At 66.4% G+C, this 17895-nt stretch carries 10 protein-coding genes and 1 rRNA gene; 2 read left to right on the plus strand and 9 right to left on the minus strand.

The annotated features are described in order from the left end of the window. Positions 1-69: 69 nt before the first annotated feature. The 4 genes from J7I89_RS08805 to J7I89_RS25770 form a co-directional block, all read right to left on the minus strand. Positions 70-2697: a trehalase-like domain-containing protein gene (locus tag J7I89_RS08805; RefSeq protein ID WP_214969169.1), complete on the minus strand. Its 2628-nt coding sequence runs from the start codon at positions 2695-2697 to the stop codon at positions 70-72. A gap of 237 nt (positions 2698-2934) precedes the next feature. Beyond that, a complete protein-coding gene (locus J7I89_RS08810; protein ID WP_214969170.1) occupies positions 2935-4257 on the minus strand; it encodes a hypothetical protein in 1323 nt (440 codons plus the stop codon). 407 nt (positions 4258-4664) lie between these two features. After that, on the minus strand, positions 4665-5654 hold the full coding sequence (locus J7I89_RS08815; RefSeq protein WP_214969172.1) for an LLM class flavin-dependent oxidoreductase: 990 nt from the start codon (positions 5652-5654) through the stop codon (positions 4665-4667). A gap of 208 nt (positions 5655-5862) precedes the next feature. Continuing rightward, entirely contained in the window at positions 5863-8187 is a 2325-nt protein-coding gene (locus tag J7I89_RS25770; protein ID WP_214969174.1) for a PxKF domain-containing protein, read from the minus strand. A 306-nt stretch (positions 8188-8493) separates the two neighbouring features. Here J7I89_RS25770 and J7I89_RS08825 point away from each other — a divergent pair, with 306 nt between their 5' ends. Beyond that, positions 8494-10194, plus strand: a complete 1701-nt coding sequence (locus J7I89_RS08825) for a helicase HerA-like domain-containing protein (protein WP_214969176.1) — start codon at positions 8494-8496, stop codon at positions 10192-10194. Positions 10195-10322: 128 nt separating this feature from the next. Beyond that, positions 10323-11315, plus strand: coding sequence for a hypothetical protein (locus J7I89_RS08830; RefSeq protein WP_214969178.1), 993 nt, complete (start codon positions 10323-10325; stop codon positions 11313-11315). A gap of 61 nt (positions 11316-11376) precedes the next feature. Here J7I89_RS08830 and J7I89_RS08835 read toward each other — a convergent pair whose 3' ends face one another. The 5 genes from J7I89_RS08835 to rrf form a co-directional block, all read right to left on the minus strand. Then, complete coding sequence (locus tag J7I89_RS08835; RefSeq protein WP_214969179.1) at positions 11377-12258, minus strand: type IV toxin-antitoxin system AbiEi family antitoxin domain-containing protein; 882 nt, start codon at positions 12256-12258, stop codon at positions 11377-11379. Between the two features lie 200 nt (positions 12259-12458). Continuing rightward, positions 12459-14468, minus strand: coding sequence for an NHL domain-containing thioredoxin family protein (locus J7I89_RS08840; RefSeq protein WP_214969181.1), 2010 nt, complete (start codon positions 14466-14468; stop codon positions 12459-12461). Continuing rightward, positions 14468-16693, minus strand: coding sequence for a cytochrome c oxidase assembly protein (locus tag J7I89_RS08845; RefSeq protein ID WP_214969183.1), 2226 nt, complete (start codon positions 16691-16693; stop codon positions 14468-14470). Before J7I89_RS08845 ends, J7I89_RS08840 begins: the two co-directional genes overlap by 1 nt. A gap of 102 nt (positions 16694-16795) precedes the next feature. Next, positions 16796-17083: an HU family DNA-binding protein gene (locus tag J7I89_RS08850; RefSeq protein WP_056625601.1), complete on the minus strand. Its 288-nt coding sequence runs from the start codon at positions 17081-17083 to the stop codon at positions 16796-16798. A 699-nt stretch (positions 17084-17782) separates the two neighbouring features. Next, positions 17783-17895 (minus strand): 5S ribosomal RNA (gene rrf / locus J7I89_RS08855); the annotation flags it as partial.

Consider the following 17895-nt stretch of genomic DNA (forward strand, 5'->3'; position numbering starts at 1 on the left):
CAGTTATCCGGAAGCGTGCGTCTAAGCGAGGAACGAGCGAGCACGCGGAGGATGGCTGCCGTCCTGGACCTAGCTCCGCTGGTGCTGGTCCAGGAGCCGGGCGCAGCGGATGAAGCCGAGGTGCGAGTAGGCCTGCGGGTGGTTCCCCAGGTGCGTCTCGGTGCCGGGATCGTACTCCTCCGGCAGCAGCCCTGTCGGCCCGAACAGGTTGATCAGCTGGTCGAACAGGTCCCAGGCCTCCGAAATGCGGCCCACCGCCACGTACGCCTCAATCAGCCACGTGGTGCAGATGTGGAAGCCACCCTCCAAACCCGGCAGGCCGTCGTCGTACCGGTACCGGAAAACGGTGGGCCCCACGCGGAGCTCCCGCTCCACCGCGGTGACGGTGTCCAGGAACCGCTGGTCGTTGACGTCGAGCAGGCCGGACAGCCCGATGTGCAGGACCGCCGCGTCCAGGTCCGGGCTGTCGTAGGCCACGGTGTAGGACGAGGCGGTGTCGTCCCAGCCCTCGCGGAGCACCTCGTCCCGGATGGTGGCGGCCGTGGGAGCCCAAGACGGTTCGGGATCACGGCCGTGCCGGGCGGCGGTGCGGAGGGCCCGGTCGAGCGTGACCCAGCACATCACCTTGGTGTAGACGTGGTGCCGCGGTGCGCGGCGGGCCTCCCAGATGCCGTGGTCGGCCTCATGCCACCGTGCCAGCACGGCACTCGCCATCTGCACCATCAGGTCCCAGTGCGTGGCCGCCAGGGATCCCTGCGACTCACTCAGCGCGTGGATCAGCTCGGCGATGGGCCCGAACACGTCCAGCTGGACCTGGTGGTCCGCGGCGTTGCCGATCCGCACCGGCCGTGAGCCGGCATACCCGGGCAGGCTCTCGATGATGGCCTCCGTGGACAGCGGCGCGCCCGTGACCGAATAGAGCGGGTGCAGCCACTCCGGGCCGGGCGCATTCGCGAGGATCCGGCTCAGCCAGGCAAGGAATCCGTCAGCCTCCGCCGTCGACCCCAGGTCCACCAGCGCGTTGACCGTCATGGACCCGTCCCGCAGCCAGCAGTAGCGGTAGTCCCAGTTCCGGGTGCCGCCGATTCCCTCGGGAAGGGACGTGGTGGGAGCCGCGAGCACGGCGCCGGTGGGCTCGTGCACCAGTGCGCGCAGCACCAGCGCCGAGCGCCGCACCAGGGAGGGCTTCACGGACGGCAGCACCAGGCCCTGCACCCAGCGGCGGGAATGGTGCGCGACGGCGGAACGGCGGTCCGCCTCGTCAGTTCCGTGAGCGTGCCGGGACTCCGTGTCCCCGCACCGGAGGTTGAGGACCACGGGACCGTTCTGGAGGTTGACGTCGGCCGTGGCCGTCGCGTGCCGCCCGTCAGAGGTGATGGCGAAGCTGACGCCGGGGGCCAGCAGGACGATGGGATCGGACGTGCCGACGACGTGAAGCTCACTGCCGCGGGCTTCCATGCTGAACGGCGCGTTGGCGTAGTCCGGCCGGGGCGCAAACACGATCCGCGCCGCCCCCGTTCCGGACAGCACCCGGACCAGGCTGGTGATCCCTTCGGGGGCAGGTTCGAGGTAGTCGGTCACCGTGACGTCCGCCCACCGGGTCTCCACGATCATGGTGCTGTCCACATACCGCTGGCCCAGCACTTGCGAGGCCTTGACCGGCTCCACGGAGAAGTGTCCCGCGGCATCCCCGCCCAGGATGTGCGCGAAGAGCGAGCCCGAGTCCGGCAGGGGGTGGCTCATCCAGCAGATCTTGGCCTCGGGCGTGAGCAGCGCCGTGGAGGAGCCGTTGCCGATCATCGAGTGCCGCTCGAGGCCCACGGCATCCTCGCCGAACAGCCAGGCGCGCCGTAGCTCAAACAGGATTGCCAGCACGCGGGCAAAGGACTCGGGGTCCTTCAGGCGGTGCTTCGCCGGGCTCGGCAGGTCCCCCACCCACAGCCCCATGTCCGGGCCACGGAGCGTGGCCATGGCCAGTTCGTCGCTCACGGCGTCCCCCGCGTACAGCGCCGCGCTGACGCCAAGCCTGGACCGCAGGTGTTCAAGCGCGGCGGCTTTGGAGGGCTCCACTACGGACAGGTCCAGCACCGAGCCGTCCACGATGAAGAACAGCCCCAGGGCCCGGGCCACCTCCTCTGCCTTCTTCGCGGCCTTGGCCGCAACCGCGTGGGACGCCGGCCGGGTGTGCACCGAAACCGCCACCGGCTTCCGCTCGATGCTGATCCCCTTGTAGGCGCCCACCGATTCGATCAGGGCCTGGTTGGCCTGCTGCAGCACGGACTCGGTGGCCAGGGACAGCCCGTGGGCGAACCCCATGTCGAATTCAGCTCCGTGGGAGCCCACCAGATGCACCTCGGCGGGCAGCCTGGACACCGCCGCCAGATCGCGCAGCGACCGCCCTGAGATGACGGCCGCATGCGTGTTGGGCAGTGCCGCCAGGGCGCGGAGGGCTATCGCGGCACTGCCCAGGGGCAGGGTTTCGGTGGAGATGCCCTCCGCGGAACACAGGGTTCCGCCGTAGTTGCAGGCCACCAGCAGCCCGGGCGTGCGGGCCAGGATCTTCAGTTCGGCGAGCAGCTGGGGAGTGAGGCCGTCGTCGGCCGCTTCCGACTGGACGAAGGCCCTCAGCAGGCCCAGCGGCAGGGACTTTGTCAGAAGTGCGGAATCGGCCACCGTCTGGTTGAGCGGAGTTGGCATGCGCGGAATTCCTTCGGATCATCCCCAAATCGGTTCTGGACCCCTTCAGTGTCCGCCGCAGCCGTTTCCCCTGAATATCCCGGTCGTTGCGGTCGTGTTACTTCAGCGGCGGTACTCCGCTCTACTTCCGCACGAGAGTGGCGGCGGTGAAGCCGCTGGCGGCAGAAAGGTCCGCCCGGGCCGCGGTGAACGCGACCCGGGCGGACCCGGAATTCGTTGGTGCGTTTTGGTGTGGCGTTAGCAGGCCGGCGAATCGAACTCGTAGGCGCCCGAATCAGCGGCGGCGGTCCCGGCGCAGTCGCCGTTCTGCATGGCCGGGGCCCCGGCCAGGTCCAGGGTGGAGGCGCTGGTGTCGGCCCGGTCGATCGCCGGGCTGATGCTCGTCAGGCGGAGGTTCGTGGGTGCGCTGACAAAACCTGCGGGCGCCATGGTGGTGGTGCTGTTCGGCGAGATGTTCGTCGGGCCGTTGAGGACGTTCTGCTTCTCGGTCCAGCCCGAACCGTTCATGTACAGGGAGTTCTTGACGCCCACCAGGATGTTGGCCCGGACCACCGTTGAGGACGGGCAGGTCGCGTGGCAAACAACAGCCTGAGACACCGCGCCTGTCAGGTACACCGTGTTGAACTCAAAGACGGTGCCGTTGGTGGGCCCGAAGGAAGTGTAGGCTCCGCGGGCGATCAGGCCCTTCGCCTCGGAGCAGTTAGCCCCGCAGGTTGAGCGGATCAGGTTGTAGCGGTAGGTGTTGCCGTCGGCCGTCCCCGAGGACTTTCCGAGTTCGGAGAAGTTGTTATTGTCCAGGGACACATTGTGGTGAATGTTGTTGCGGTTGCCGTTGTAGATTTCGAAGGCGCCGCCGTCCTGGTTGTAATCGTAGGACTTCCCGGTGGAACCACTGACGGTATTGCCGGAAAACTCATTGTCGTTGCCGTTGATCAGAACACCAAAGGCACCGGAGTCATCGCTGCAGTTCACCGCGGAGGCAGTTCCGCAATTCGTGCCGGGGGTATTCACATTCATAATGTTGTTGTTTGTCAGCGAATTCCCCGTGTACCTGCCGAAATCGGAACCGGCTCCGATCTTGAGTCCAACGGCGTTGTTGGAGGCACTGGAGTTCCGCACCAGAGCGCGGTCTCCGGTGACGCTGATGCCCGCATACCCGCACGAGACGGCGCGCAGTCCGTCAACTGTGGTGTAGCTGCCGTTGATCCTGATGCAGTTTCCCGACTTGCCGCCGGTCACCGTGGGCGCATTGCCGGTTCCGTAGCTGTTCAGGGTGATCGGGGCCGTGGACGTGCCGCTCTGGGTGGTCACGATGCCGCCGGTCCAGGTGTCGCCCTTGCGGAAACTGACGGTGTCCCCGGGCTTGAGGACGGCCTGGCTGACTTTCGTCAGGGACTTCCATGGGGCTGCGCTGGACGTGCCCGCGTTGCTGTCGCTGCCGGCCGCGCTCACATAGTAGGTGGTACCCGCAGCGGAAGCCGGGGCTGACAAGCCTGCAACCAGCCCGCTGACCATGAGGAAGGTCATGAGTACGGCTGCGGCGGTGGACTTGATCTTCATATTCTTTACCTGGGTCTGATTGTGAACGGAGCTGATCGCATTCCATCCCGTGGATTTCTGAATCAGGCGCGCCGAAAAGACCTCACCCCCGCGGGGTTGAGGTCGTCAGGTGTAGTGATTTTGAGACCGCTACATTGGACCAGCTAGCCACAGCATCTGCGCTTGCATTGCAGAAGCTTATAAAGCACCCGGAATTACGGGCGGGGTAACGCCCATTACCGAAGCAAATTAAGACCTTGCGGTGCTAACGCTAGGTTCTGTCCGCCGTAGAAGTCAAAGATATCGGTTGTATAACGGCAATTTGAACCGTCATTTATCCAGGGCTAAATACAGCCCAGGGCACCCTGACCTGCAGTTTTATGTCTGGGGAGCCACCGCTGTAGGGTCTAAAAATATTTTTTTATGGGCTAAACGCGCGCCAGCCCGGCGGCCTGGGCCAGCAGCTCCACCGACCGGAGACGCGTCGCGGTCCCTGTGCTCTGGTGGGCCACGATGAGCTCGTCGGCGTCGGCGTGCTTAGCGAATCCGTCCAGGTACTCCATCACGGCGTCCGGCGTTCCAACCGCGGAATACTTCATCATCTGGGTCACATGCTGCCCCTGCGGGGAGTCGAGGATCATGTCCGCTTCGTCGTCCGTGAACTGCCGCCCGCCGCCGAAGAACAGCGAGACACGGGCCCGCAGGGTGTCCCGGAAGATCTCCTGCGCTTCCGGCGCCGAATCCGCGGCGATCACGTTGACGCCGGCGATGACGTGGGGCGCAACCTGCTGCTCGGACGGCTTGAACTCCCGGCGGTAGATGGCCACGGCGTCCTGGAGCGCATTGGGCGCGAAGTGGGAGGCGAAGGCGAAGGGCAGGCCCAGCTGGGCGGCGAGCCGTGCTCCGAACAGGGAGGAACCCAGGATGTACAGGGGCACGTTGGTGCCCCTGCCCGGCGTTGCCTCGACATCCTGGATGCGGGTGGGGCCGCTGAGGTAGCCCTGCAGTTCCAGGACGTCCTGGGGGAAGGTCTCCGCCGACTGGGGGTCACGGCGGAGCGCCCGCATGGTGTTCTGGTCACTGCCCGGGGCACGGCCAAGCCCAAGGTCGATGCGGCCCGGGTGCAGGGTCTCCAAGGTGCCGAACTGTTCGGCAATGGTGAGCGGGGAGTGGTTGGGGAGCATGACGCCGCCCGCCCCCAGCCGGATACTGCTGGTATTGGCGGCGATGTGGGCGATCAGCACGCTGGTCGCAGAGGAGGCGATGGAGGACATGTTGTGGTGCTCCGCATACCAGACCCGGCGGTAGCCCAGTTTCTCGGCAAGCTGGGCCATGGCCACGCTGCCGGCAAAGCTCTCCGCCGCTGTCTGGCCCTTGCCGATGGTCGCAAGGTCAAGGATGGAGAGGGGAACAGTCACGGAGGAGCCGGCCTTTCGTAGCGGAGCGTTGCGGCGGTCCGTTCCGGTAGCGGAACAGGCACAGTGGCGACAACGACGGCGGCGGCCGGGATATTTCTGGATGTCGCCGTGGCGCCGGACACGGAGGAAGGGGGCCACCGTTTCCGGCGACCCCCTTCCCGCGTTTTAGCCCATGCGTGCTACTTGCCTATCCAAGTCCGCAGCGGAGCTACTTCAGCTTGAAGTTGGCATCGATATGGGAACCGTCGGCTGACGTCATGCTGAGCTGGAAGCAGATTCCTGGCATGTTCGGCGTCTTCCAGTTGTAGATGTACTGGCCGCCCGTCGAGTCGTACCTCAAGGAGGTATTTCCGGTGGCCGTGATCTCGATTCCGTCCTGGATTGCCAGCGGGCTGCACGTGATCTGCCGGACTCCCATCTTCACGATGCTGGTGTCCGTCAGCTCTGTGGTGCCGGCGAACACTTCGAATTTGGCAGGTACGGTGCTTCCCGCCTTCACCGTGTTGAGGACGCTGCCCATGTCGATGGGCTGGTAGAACCCCTTGGGCTCCCAGGCTTTCACCGTATAGGTCTGTGTAGTGACGGACGTGCGCCCCGCATTGTCGGTGGCCGTGGCCGTCAACGTGTGGGTGCCCACCTCGGCAGAGTAGCCGGTCACGGCGCAACTGGCCGGACCTGAACCTGCATCCGTGGCGGTGCACGTGGGCTGAGTGCCAAGGGACCTGAAGTACGCGTCCGCCAGAACTGAGTCGAACTTGGCAACCGGATCCGTCAGATCCACCTTGAAGGCCGCGCTGGACACTTCGCCGGCAGGCGTTGTGTTGTCCGCGTCATCCGTGAACGCCGGGCTGGCCAGGACCATGTCGGTGCCTTCTCCACTGGAGACCGTCGTCTTGACCGCAGACTCCGGACCCGAGAGTGCATCCGTCCCGGTAAACGTCGCCGTGACCGGGCCGGTGTACCAGCCGTTCGCGCCCTCCGCGCCGCTGAGCTTCGTGAACGAAACGGACGGCGCCGTGAGGTCGATCTTGTAGCTTGCGGACGGAGTGCCGGCCTCCGAGGCATTGCCGGCAACGTCCGCGAAGACCGGGCTGCCAACGACGACGGCGGCGCCCTCTCCTGCGGATGTTGCGGTCTGGGTCGCTACGGCCGGCCCCGAAACTGCATCAGTTCCGGTGAACGTTGCCGTGACGGGGGCGTTGTACCAGCCCTTGGCATTCGGCTCCCTGTCAGCTTCCGAGTACGCCACCACTGGCGCCGTGCCGTCGATCTTGAAGCTTTGGGTCACCGCTCCAAGGGCCGAGGCGTTGCCTGCGGTGTCACTGAACACCGGGCTCCTGACCTCTATGGCCGCTCCTTCGGCGCCCGCGGCTGTCGTTTCGCTCGCGGACTGGGCGGCGGGGCCGGACGTTGCGTCGGTGCCGGTGAACGTAGCCGTAACAGGCCCCCTGAACCAGCCGTCGTTGCCGACGGGTCCTTCTGCCCCTGCGTAGCTCACTTCGGGAGCGGTGGCGTCGAGCCCCACGGGCACAGTGTCCTTGGAGGTGGAGCCTCCGGCGCTGGTTGCGGAGCAGGTGTACGCGATTTTCACCTGGTCCGCCGAAATGGCCTGTTCCTCGCAGCCGGTAGTGATCAATGAGGCTGGCGACTCGGAATCGGTGACCGTCCAGGTGAGGATCAGCGGCACGGTGAACCACTCACTGAGGCCGTTAGGCGTCCCCGGGTTCAGGGTGTAGCTGATCTGCGGACCGCTGGGGTCCAAGATGTTGTAGGTGGCTGAGCCGCTGGCGGTGAGCCCGCCGCCGTCTGTGTAGCTACAGCTCGCTGTCTGCTGGCCGATGCCGTCCGCCGCGTAAGGACCAGTGACGCCGCTGAGTGCTGCAGCGACCGTGCTGTTCCCGTCTTCGGCGTCGACGATGTTGCAGGACGCTGCGGGGACGGCCCCCTTGGAGTACGAAGCGCCCGTATTCACACCCGCCACCGTAACGGACGGCGCCGTGTTCGCGGGAGCGGGGGCCACCACATTGACGGTGAACGTTGCCGGAGCAAGATTGAAGGTTCCACCTGTGGTGTTGACGGACTGGGTGGCGCTAACGGTCGCGGTGCCGGCCGACAAAGGGGTAACGGTCAGCACCTTGGTTTCGCCGCAACTCGAGAAGGTCACGGAGGACGGGCTGACGGTGGCCACCGCCGCGTTGCTCGAGGCCAGGCCCAGGGTCAGGACACTGCCAGCTGTGAGGTTGCAGCCTTGCTTGCCATCGCCGTTGGCCGCGGAAATGGCAAGCGTTGTGGTGCCAGTGACGCCGCCCGCATTCAATGGCATGGATTCGGCCACGGCATCCACGCTCGCATCAACGTTGTTGTAAACCACGTCGGCATGGGCCACACCGGCCGCGGACAGTAGCAGTCCGCCCACCGTGACGGCAGCCAGGAAGGTCTTGCCGGCGCCTCCCGCGGACGTGGCGGACCACCACCCCGCTCGGGGCCGGTCCTTCGTTCTCTGCCCGGGACTCTTTCGGTCTGAATAGTTCACTGCAGCGCCTCCCTCGCAAGGATGCGGCCACCATTGACCGCAAATGTAGTCCCGATGCTATGGGCGCACGCCCAGAAAGACACCAGTAAATTCCACTCGACTTTGGGTATTTCCGTACCTGTTTTATGGAGGCAGTACTCGATTTTTCACTGCGGCTGACTTGAGTTGAATCAGCTCACTTCCGCGATGCCCGCTACGGGAACGTGTTCAGGGTGCGAGCCGCAGTTCGACCTGGCCGCCCATCCCGAGCCCATCAAATTCCTGGCTTTCACGAGAGATCTGGATACCCGCGGCTAAGCTATCGGCATGGCCAACAAATCCACCGCAGATAAAGTCGCCACGATCCAAAAAGGCTATGTCCTGGAGGGCGCCACCATCGAGCTGGGAGCCGCCATCGTCGACGGCGAACTCCACAAGGACGCTCCCGTCCGCCTGCCGCTGTCCATGATGAACCGGCACGGGCTCGTGGCGGGCGCGACGGGCACGGGTAAGACCGTCACGCTGCATATGATGGCCGAGCAGCTTTCCGCCGCGGGTGTGCCGGTTTTCCTGGCCGACATCAAGGGCGACCTGTCCGGGTTGGCCACCGCCGCCACCGGCAGCGAGAAGCTGAAGGCGCGCACGGAAAGCATCGGCCAGCAATGGGCGGCCAAGACGTTCCCCGTGGAGTTCCTCGCCCTCGGAGGGGACGGCAACGGCATCCCGGTGCGGGCCACCATCACATCGTTCGGGCCCATCCTGCTCTCCCGCATCATGGAGTTAAACGACACCCAGGAGTCCAGCCTCCAACTGGTGTTCCATTTCGCCGACAAGAACAACCTCGAACTGATGGATCTGAAGGACCTCCGCTCCGTCATCCAGTTCCTCACTTCGGATGAAGGCAAGGAGTCGCTCCAGGAGCTGGGCGGCCTGTCCAAGGCCACTGCCGGCGTCATCCTCCGCGAGCTGGTGACCCTCGAGGCACAGGGCATGGAGCGCTTTTTCGGCGAGCCCGAGTTCGACACCGCTGAGCTGCTCCGCACCGCACCCGACGGGCGCGGTGTCATCAGCTGCCTTGAGCTACCCACCTTGCAGACCAAGCCCATGGTCTTCTCCACCTTCCTGATGTGGCTGCTGGCGGATCTCTTCGAGGACCTGCCCGAGGCCGGAGACCTCGACAAGCCCAAGCTCGTGTTCTTCCTCGATGAGGCACACCTGCTGTTCAATGACGCGTCAAAGGCCTTCCTGGAAGCCATCACCACCACGGTCCGGCTCATCCGTTCCAAGGGCGTGGGCATCTTCTTCGTCACGCAGACGCCGAAGGACGTTCCCGCCGACGTCCTCGGCCAGCTCGCCAACCGCGTTCAGCACGCGCTGAGGGCGTTCACACCGGAGGACGCCAAGGCGCTCAAGGCCACTGTCTCCACGTTCCCGCTCAGCGACTACGACCTCGAGGAGACGCTTACCTCAGCCGGCATCGGCGAGGCGGTGGTCACCGTGATGAACGAGAAGGGCGCGCCCACGCCCGTGGCATTGACCCGCCTGCGCGCCCCGGAGTCCGTCATGGGCCCCAGCGCCGATGAGCTGATCAAGAGCACGGTGGCGGGGTCGGCGTTGCTCGCCAAGTACGGCACCGCCGTGGACAACGTCTCCGCTTACGAGAAACTCGCCGGCAAGGCAGCAGCCTCCACGGGTGCCGCCGCACCGGGCCAGCCGCCGGCTCCCTCCGCAGGGGTCTTCGTTCCAGGCAGCCTGGACACGCAAGCCGTCGACGCCGATGCCCGCCGCATCGAAGAGGAGATCCTGGGGCGCCCCAGCAGCAGGCCCGCACCCGAGCGGCGCCAGCCGACCCCGCCCGCACCGCGCTCCGCTCCCCCGGCCGGCGGCGGCATGATGGAGGACATCACCGGCGCCTTGGGCGGGGCTCTCGGCGGAGGCCTGAAAAGCATGGTCCGCTCCATGGGAACCCAGCTGGGCAGGGAACTTCTGAGGGGCGTATTTGGCACGTCGTCCCGGCGCCGCCGGTAGCGCCGACTCGCGCCGACCCGGACGGTGACGCCCCGCCGTCGGACGCTTTTTCACGCCCGCCCGGCGTCATGGCGGCACCTGTTACTCCTGCGTTCGCGGCACTTGCAGGTAACGTAAGGTGCGTGCAGATGAGTCAAGCGTTGGTGAGGACCGCGGCCGGGTGGCTGTTGGGCCTGATGCTTGCCGTGGTCGGAGCCATCGTCTCGGTGAACCTTGTGAACAGCTCAGTGGCCAGTCCGCAGCAGCCTGTGCGCGAATATCTGGAAGCCCTGCAGAAGGGTGAAGGCGAGCGCGCCCTTGGCCTGCTCCGCGCTTCCGTGCCGGACGCCGACCCCGCCATGCTCGACGGCACGGCGCTGCAGACGTCCGCCTCACGCATCACCAACGTGAAGCTCGGCGGTGCCGAGCAGCGCAGCGGCAACCGGGTCCTGGTGCCCCTGGACTACACCATCGACGGCAGCCAGCTGCGCACCGAGTTCCTACTGGAAAGCACCGGCACCGAATGGCTGTTCTTCCATAAGTGGGCGTTCGTGCCTGCGCCTCTGCCCACGGTGGACATCACCGTGGTGAACTCCAACGAGGCCACAGTCAACGGCGTCCCGGTGAACATGCCCGGCGGCCGCAACACCTTCGCAGTGTTCTACCCCGGCGAGTACGAGGCATCCCTGAACGGGCAGTTTTTCTCGGCGCCCCCGACCAGCGCCACGGTATCCGGACGGGACGCCCCCACGGCACCGCTGAATCTCCTGACCCAGGCAACGGAAGAGCTGAACCAGGCGGTGGCCGCCCGGGTCAAGGAATTCCTTGACCAGTGCGCCGCGGAGGCCGGCAAGCAGCAGAGGCTGCAACCCGACTGCCCGTTCTACCACGCCACCAACAACCGCGTGGTGGACGGGACCATCAAGTGGAGCATCACCGAGTACCCGAAGATCAGCATTGAGCCTTTCGACGGCAAATGGGTGGTCGCACCGCTGGACGGCAAAGCCAGGATCAACGCCGAACAGGTGGACCTCTTCACAGGGGCAGTTTCCGCCCTGAACGAGGTCCACGACTTCAGCTTCACCACGCGCCTGGACATCGAGGGCGACACCATCAAGGTCACCCCGCTCCTGAGCTTCTAACCCTGCCGGGCTGGCTCCGCCTTGGTGGGACCGGCCCAGTTTTCAAGCTTCCGTGACCGGATCATTGCCACGTCAGCCGGCTGGAGGCTCCATAACCGGGCTGGTCCGGTTGCGGCCAGCGGAGCGAGCCGCGAGCCAGGACCTCCCGCACCTGGGCGAGCATGGCTTCCGGGGCATGCACCACGTCGTCATAGAAGAAGCGCAGGACGGGCAGCCCGCGGGCTGTCGCCGAATTGTCCCGCCGCCGGTCCTTCTTGAACTGGCGCGGCTCCAGGTGGAAGGCGATGCCGTCTAGCTCAACAATCAGGAAGCCCTCGAGCAGGAAGTCCACCCTGCCTATCCCGTCGAGCCATACTTGGGTTTCGGTCGCGATCCCGGCATCCCTGAACAGCACGCGGGCAAGGGTCTCCAACAACGAGTCGGCGCCTCGCTCCACTCGGGCCAGGACGTCGCGGGCCTTCCCGCAACGGTTGCCGGCAAGGTGCCTGCGTAGGAATGAAGGTTCGATGTCTCCCCGGCTGTAGGCGCATTCCACCATCACCAGCGCATCCAGCGGCGGCAGGCACAGCAGCGCATGGAGCAGCACATCCGGTAGTGCGGCGAGAGTTCCGTGGACTGCGGGCTGGGTAAGCGCCAGTCGATGGCTGATGCACCGTGCAGTGGCCCTGCCGTTGCTGTGCCAATAGTGTGGCTGGACCGCAGGACGCAGCTGCCAGAGCGCGAATCGCGGGGCGGCCGAGACGCACGTGAGCAGGCCGCGTGAGCGCCCGGCGGCCACGAGTTCCGGATCGGCTCCGGCAACGGCCAGCAGCCCCCGCTCCACCCTGACCACATCGCCGTGCCGGACGGCGCGGCGGATGCCCGCTTCGGAGGCGCCCCTGGCCAGCACGTCCCGGGTCAGCAGGACGCCGCCGGCCGACACTATGATGTCCGCTGGATCCATTGGTCCACAGTGCCTGTTGCCGGAGCGCCCGGACAGGCTAAACACGGGCTATGTGGACAAGCCCGGCGCCGGGTCGCTGCGGAACTGGCCCAGCTTTGGGGCCACCGCCAACGGCAATGGCCCGGATCTCAGCCCGTAGGGTCGGAAAACCGGGCCATTCCAGGCGGTCGCAGGCAACAGCCCTTTGCTAGCGGCGGGGATTAGTCCATGCCGCGGAGGTCTAGCACCAGCTCGGTGTCGCCGTCGGCCTGCAGCACCACCGGGATGCCCCAGTCCTGCTGGTACAGGTGGCACGCGGCGTGGTCCGGGATCTCCCCGTCCTCGGTTTCCGGGCCGTCGCAGGCCGCGGCGCGGGCCGTAATGTGCAGCACGCCCTCGGGAACGTCGGAGGCCAGTTCGAGGGTGCGGAGCAGGCCCACGGAGGTTCCGCCGCCGGACACGAGCAACTCGGGCGGGGTGGAGGAGATCTTCAGCTGCGTGGGATCACCCCAGCGGTCGTCGAGCTTCTGGCCCGTGGGCGCCGTGAAGCGCACGGTCAGTTCCAGCGGTCCCGCGGCCACGGGGCTCTTGGGCCGGTGCGTCTGGACTGCGCCCTCGTCCACCTGCTGGGCTTCCTTCGGGATGGGCACGTAGACCAACTGGTGCTTGTTGGCCTCGACCACCACCAGCAGCGGCTCCTTACCTGCAACCTGCGTGTGGTCCACAATCACGTCGGAGGGCTCGGACAGGCCCCGCGCCAGGGTGGACACGGTCTTTGTGGCGGGGTCATAGCGGCGCACCGCACCGTTGTAGGTGTCCGCGATGGCCACGGAACCGTCCGGCAGCACCGTGACGCCCAGCGGGTGCTGCAGGCGCGCCCCGGAGGCCTCGCCGTCGCGGAAGCCGAAGTCGAAGAGCCCCTTGCCCACGGCGGATTCAACGGTGACGGTTCCGTCGTCGTCGATCACAAGCTTGCGGAGCGCTGAGGTCTCCGAGTCCGCCACCCAGATGTTGCCGTCCGCATCTTCGGCCAGGCCGGACGGCTGCGCGAACCATGCCTCGTGGGCGGGTCCGTCCAGCAGCCCTTCCAGGCCGTTGCCGGCGATGATCGATACGGCCCCGGTCAGCGGGTCGAAGCTGAAGATCTGGTGCACCCCGGCCATGGCGATCACCACGGCATTGAGCTTGGCGGACCAGACAACGTCCCAGGGCGAGCTGAGGGAAACCTCCAGCGGGTGCTCGCTGAGGCGGCCGGTAAAGCCGGCGGCGTCCTCGTCCACGCGGGCCGGCCCGCTCTCCAGCAGGCGCTGCACGCCGCTGCCGACGAGTGTGGTGACGGTTCCGTCCGTGAGGGACAGTCCACGGAGGCGGTGGTTGACGGAGTCGGCAACCACGACGTCGTAGCCCGTCTTCGCTGCCACGTCTTCCGGCAGCAGGACCAGGCCCTGCGGCTCGTTGAACTCTGCGGTGGGCTTCACGGAGTCGACTTCGGCGCCGGGGCCGTCGGCGTAGCCCCTGGTGCCGGCGCCGAACGTGCCGAGCACCGTGTGGAAGCCGGTGTCAAGCTCCACGAGGCGGTGGTGGCCCGTGTCCGTGACCAGCCAGGTGCCGGCATCTGAGCCGGCGGCAGCACCGCCGTCGTGCTTTCCGGCAGCGGAACCGCGTCCGTCCGGCAGGTAGAGGGCCTTCCCCGGGAAGCGCAGCGTGCCCGACGTCGGTTCCGGCGCCACGTAGGGGCCGTTGCCGCGGTGGAGGGTTCCCTTCGCCTCGTGCACGGCGATCAGCTCGGGGATGAGCACGGCGAGGCCGTCGGCGTGGCCTTCGCCGGAGAGGTGGGCCACGATGTAGCCCTCGGGGTCGATGACCACCAGGGTGGGCCAGGCGCGGGCGGTGTAGGCCTTCCAGGTCTCCAGCTCGGGATCGTCGAGGACCGGGTGGTGGATCTCGTAGCGTTCGACGGCGGCAGCAAGGGCCACGGGATCGGCCTCGTGCTCAAACTTCGGCGAGTGCACGCCAACTGTGACCAGGACGTCGGAGTACTTTTCCTCCAGCGGCCGGAGCTCATCCAGCACGTGCAGGCAGTTGATGCAGCAGAAGGTCCAGAAGTCTAGGAGGACGATCTTGCCGCGCAGGGCGTGGAGGTCCAGGGACTTGCCGCCGGTGTTCAGCCAGTTGCGGCCCACCAGTTCGGAGGCGCGGACCCGGTGGTGGGTGCGTACGGTTTCGCTCATCAGCGTCCTTCCAGCTTTGAGTCGCGTTCAGCCAGCTTGGCGTCGCGTTCAGCCAATTTGGCAAACATATCGTTGTAAGCAGTGAGATCGGCGTCGTTATTCCTGTCCGCGGCCCGATCGGTGCGGCGGGTCTCGCGTTCATCGGACCTGGACCACATGATGGCGACGCCGATTGCCACCAGCAGCGTTGGCACTTCGCCGATGCCCCAGGCCACGGCTCCGCCCATTTGCTGGTCCAGGAGCGCGGACGGGCCCCAAGTCCGGCCCAGATTGCCGAAGTAGTCGGCGGCGAGCAGGTTGGTGCCGCCCATGATGGCCACGCCGAAGAAGGCGTGGAAGCCCATCGTCGCCAGCAGCAGTACGAGCCGCAGCGGGAACGGAGCCCGGCGCGGCAGCGGGTCGGTGCCGATCATGCTGAGCACGAAGATGTACCCGGTCAGCGCGAAGTGCAGGTTCATCAGCTCGTGGCCCACGTGCTCGCGCATGGCGAAGCCGAACGCATCGGAGTAGTAGAACAGCACGATCGAACCGGCGAAGTTGGCCGCGGCGAACAGCGGGTGCGTGACCAGCTGGGAGAACTTCGAGTGCACAAAGAGCAGCAGCCACTCGCGGAGTCCGCGGGACCCGTCGGTCCTGGCCGGAAGCGCGCGCAGGGCGAGCGTCACCGGAGCGCCGAGAACCAGGAAGATCGGCGCCACCATGGTCAGCGCCATGTGGTCCACCATGTGCGCTGAAAACAGCACGCGCCCATAGACCGACGGCGGCCCGGAGGTTACGTACGTCAGCACCAGCAGCCCGATCACCCAGTTGATGGACCTGAACCATGGCCACTTGTCCCCGCGGGCACGGACCTTGGCCACACCGAGGAGGTAGGACACCAGCCCGAAGAGGGCCACGGCGAGCCACAGCCAGTCCAGGCGCCACTCGGAGAGCCACCGTTCCGGCGTCAGCTCCGGGGGCAGCTCGTAGCCGGACAGGATGAAGGCCGGAGAGGCGTCCGGAGCGTATGAGGTCGGCTCGGGCGGCGCGGAGCGGCCGAGGGCCACCGCGATACCGGAGGTGGCCCCCATGATGAGCAGCTCCACGAGAACCAGCTGCCACAGCACCCGGCGCGAGGACAAGGCCGAGCCCTTGCGTCCCAGCTGCGGAATGACCCACTGCCTGTGCATGAAGCCGATGCCGCCGAGCACCAGCGTGGCCGCAGACTTCGCCAGGATCAGCTGGCCGTAGGGCGAGCCGAAGAGGTCGGCCCAGCTGGTCACGCGCACGCTGGCATTGATCACGCCCGAGGCCAAGACCAGTACGAACGCGAAACCTGCAAGCGAGGAGAAACGCCGGAGCGTCGGCTCGGTGATGTCTGCGGGGCCGCCGGCCTGGGCGGCCCATGCGGCCTGGGGGGACCGGGCGGCCTGGGTGGCTAGGTTGGCCTGGGCGGCCTGGTTGGGCGACGACGGGTTGCGCGTGCCGGCCACGATGCCGGAGAGCATCGCGAGCATGATGATGCCGCCGACCCAGGCGCTGACGCCCACCAGGTGCAGGCCGAGCGAGTTGATGGCGCCCTCGTGGTCATCCGAGCTTGAGGAGTGGCCGATCAGCGCAGTCGGAACGAGGCCGATCAGCGCCAGCACCAGGGTTAGCGCCAGGCCTGTCAGGGAACGCACACCGAACAGGGCGGTGGTGACGACGGCGGCGATGATGGTGACGGCAAGCCAGGCCCGGCCTGTTTCAATGTCGGTCATGAAGTAGACCAGGGCACGGGTAAATTCGGCGTCCCCGGAAATACCCTGCCCAGCCACGTCCGAGTAGGTCAGCACCAGCACGGCGATCGCTGACAGCGTCCACGCCACACCGGCGGCCGCTGCTATGGCAAGGGCGCGGGTGAAGGCCGGGTGCTCGGGAGCGTCATGGTCCTTGGTCCGCGAGCCGCCAAGCTTCCAGGGCAGGATGCCCGCAGCGAATATGAGCCCGCCAATCACTGTGGCCAGCGAGATGTTGTGGATTGCCTTGCTGACAGGGAGGCCCCAGCGCACCATGGCTCCGGGGTCGGACACCTCGCGGGCCGCCGCGGCACCGGAGAACAGCAGGGCGGCCGCCAACCCTAGGAAGAGCGCAGCCAAGCCAGCCAACTGCCAGGGCCGCGGAATACCGAGGGCGGCATCCGCCTGGCTCTGCGCTCCGGGACCGGGCGCAGGCTGGGGGATACGGGATTTTGCTGCTGAGGGCACTTATCCATTGTCCGCTACCGCTGCCTGCGCAGCGAATCGGAGCTTAAAAGCAGGCGGAGCGGCAACCGTAAGGTCGCCGCTCCGCGGGAGCTGTCGAGAAGACTACTTCTTGTTGGAGACAGCAGCCTTCAGCTTGGAGCCAGCGGTCAGCTTGACGCTGTGGCCAGCTGCGATCTGGATGGTCTCGCCGGTCTGCGGGTTGCGGCCAGTGCGGGCGGCGCGGTCGGTGCGCTCGACTGCGAGCCAGCCCGGGATGGTGATCTTCTCGCCGGAGGCGACGGAAGATTCGAAAACCTCGAACAGTGCATCGAGCACGGAGTTGACGGCTGCCTGGCTGGTGCCGGCCTTGCCTGCTACCTCTGCAACAAGTTCACTACGGTTCTTAGCCATTTATGTCCTCCTGGACGCTTTGGATTTCTGGAGCCTGCACACGGCATGCGTACAAGCCACTGTTCGAAAACTTACCAGCTTGCACCCGTGAGGGGGACAAATTCCGCGTGTTTCCGCGACTTTTTGACCTAAATCACCGGAATTTCGCGGGTTTTCCCCCGAATTCCGCCCACAGCGGACGATGTTAAGGCCCGCTGCGGTGGCACCTGGCTGTGGGGGGGCACGACGGCGGCCGGCCCGGTTTTGGGCGTGCGACACGGGAGGGCGCTGGTTGAGCTTGGCCGAAACCCTCTCTCTCACCTTACGCACTTTCCCACGGCGACGCTCTCTCACTTCCTGCCGGTTCATCACGGACGCTCTCTCACTTCCCGCGGGATAATCGCGGACGCTCTCTCGGTTTGGCCGGTGACGACGGCGGCGCGTTGGCGTGGGGTGCCCGGCCGGCGCCGGGGGAGGTGAGAGAGCGTGCCGTCCTGCGCGACGGGTGGTGAGAGAGCGTCCGGTCCTACGCGGCAGGATGTGAGAGAGCGTGCGGTCCTGCGCGACGGGTGGTGAGAGAGCGTGAGGTCCTGCGCGGCAGGTAGTGAGAGAGCGTCACGCCAGAACCCGCGGGTGGTGGGAGAGCGTGTGGTGGTTGGGGGTTTAAATGCGGGAGAGCCCCAACCATGACTGGTTGGGGCTCTCGACCGTTTAATGGTTGTCCGGCGGTGACCTACTCTCCCACACCCTCCCGGGTGCAGTACCATCGGCGCTGTGGGTCTTAGCTTCCGGGTTCGGAATGGGACCGGGCGTTTCCCCCACGCTATGACAAC

The sequence above is a fragment of the Arthrobacter sp. ISL-5 genome (assembly GCF_018613835.1).
GTDB lineage: Bacteria > Actinomycetota > Actinomycetes > Actinomycetales > Micrococcaceae > Arthrobacter.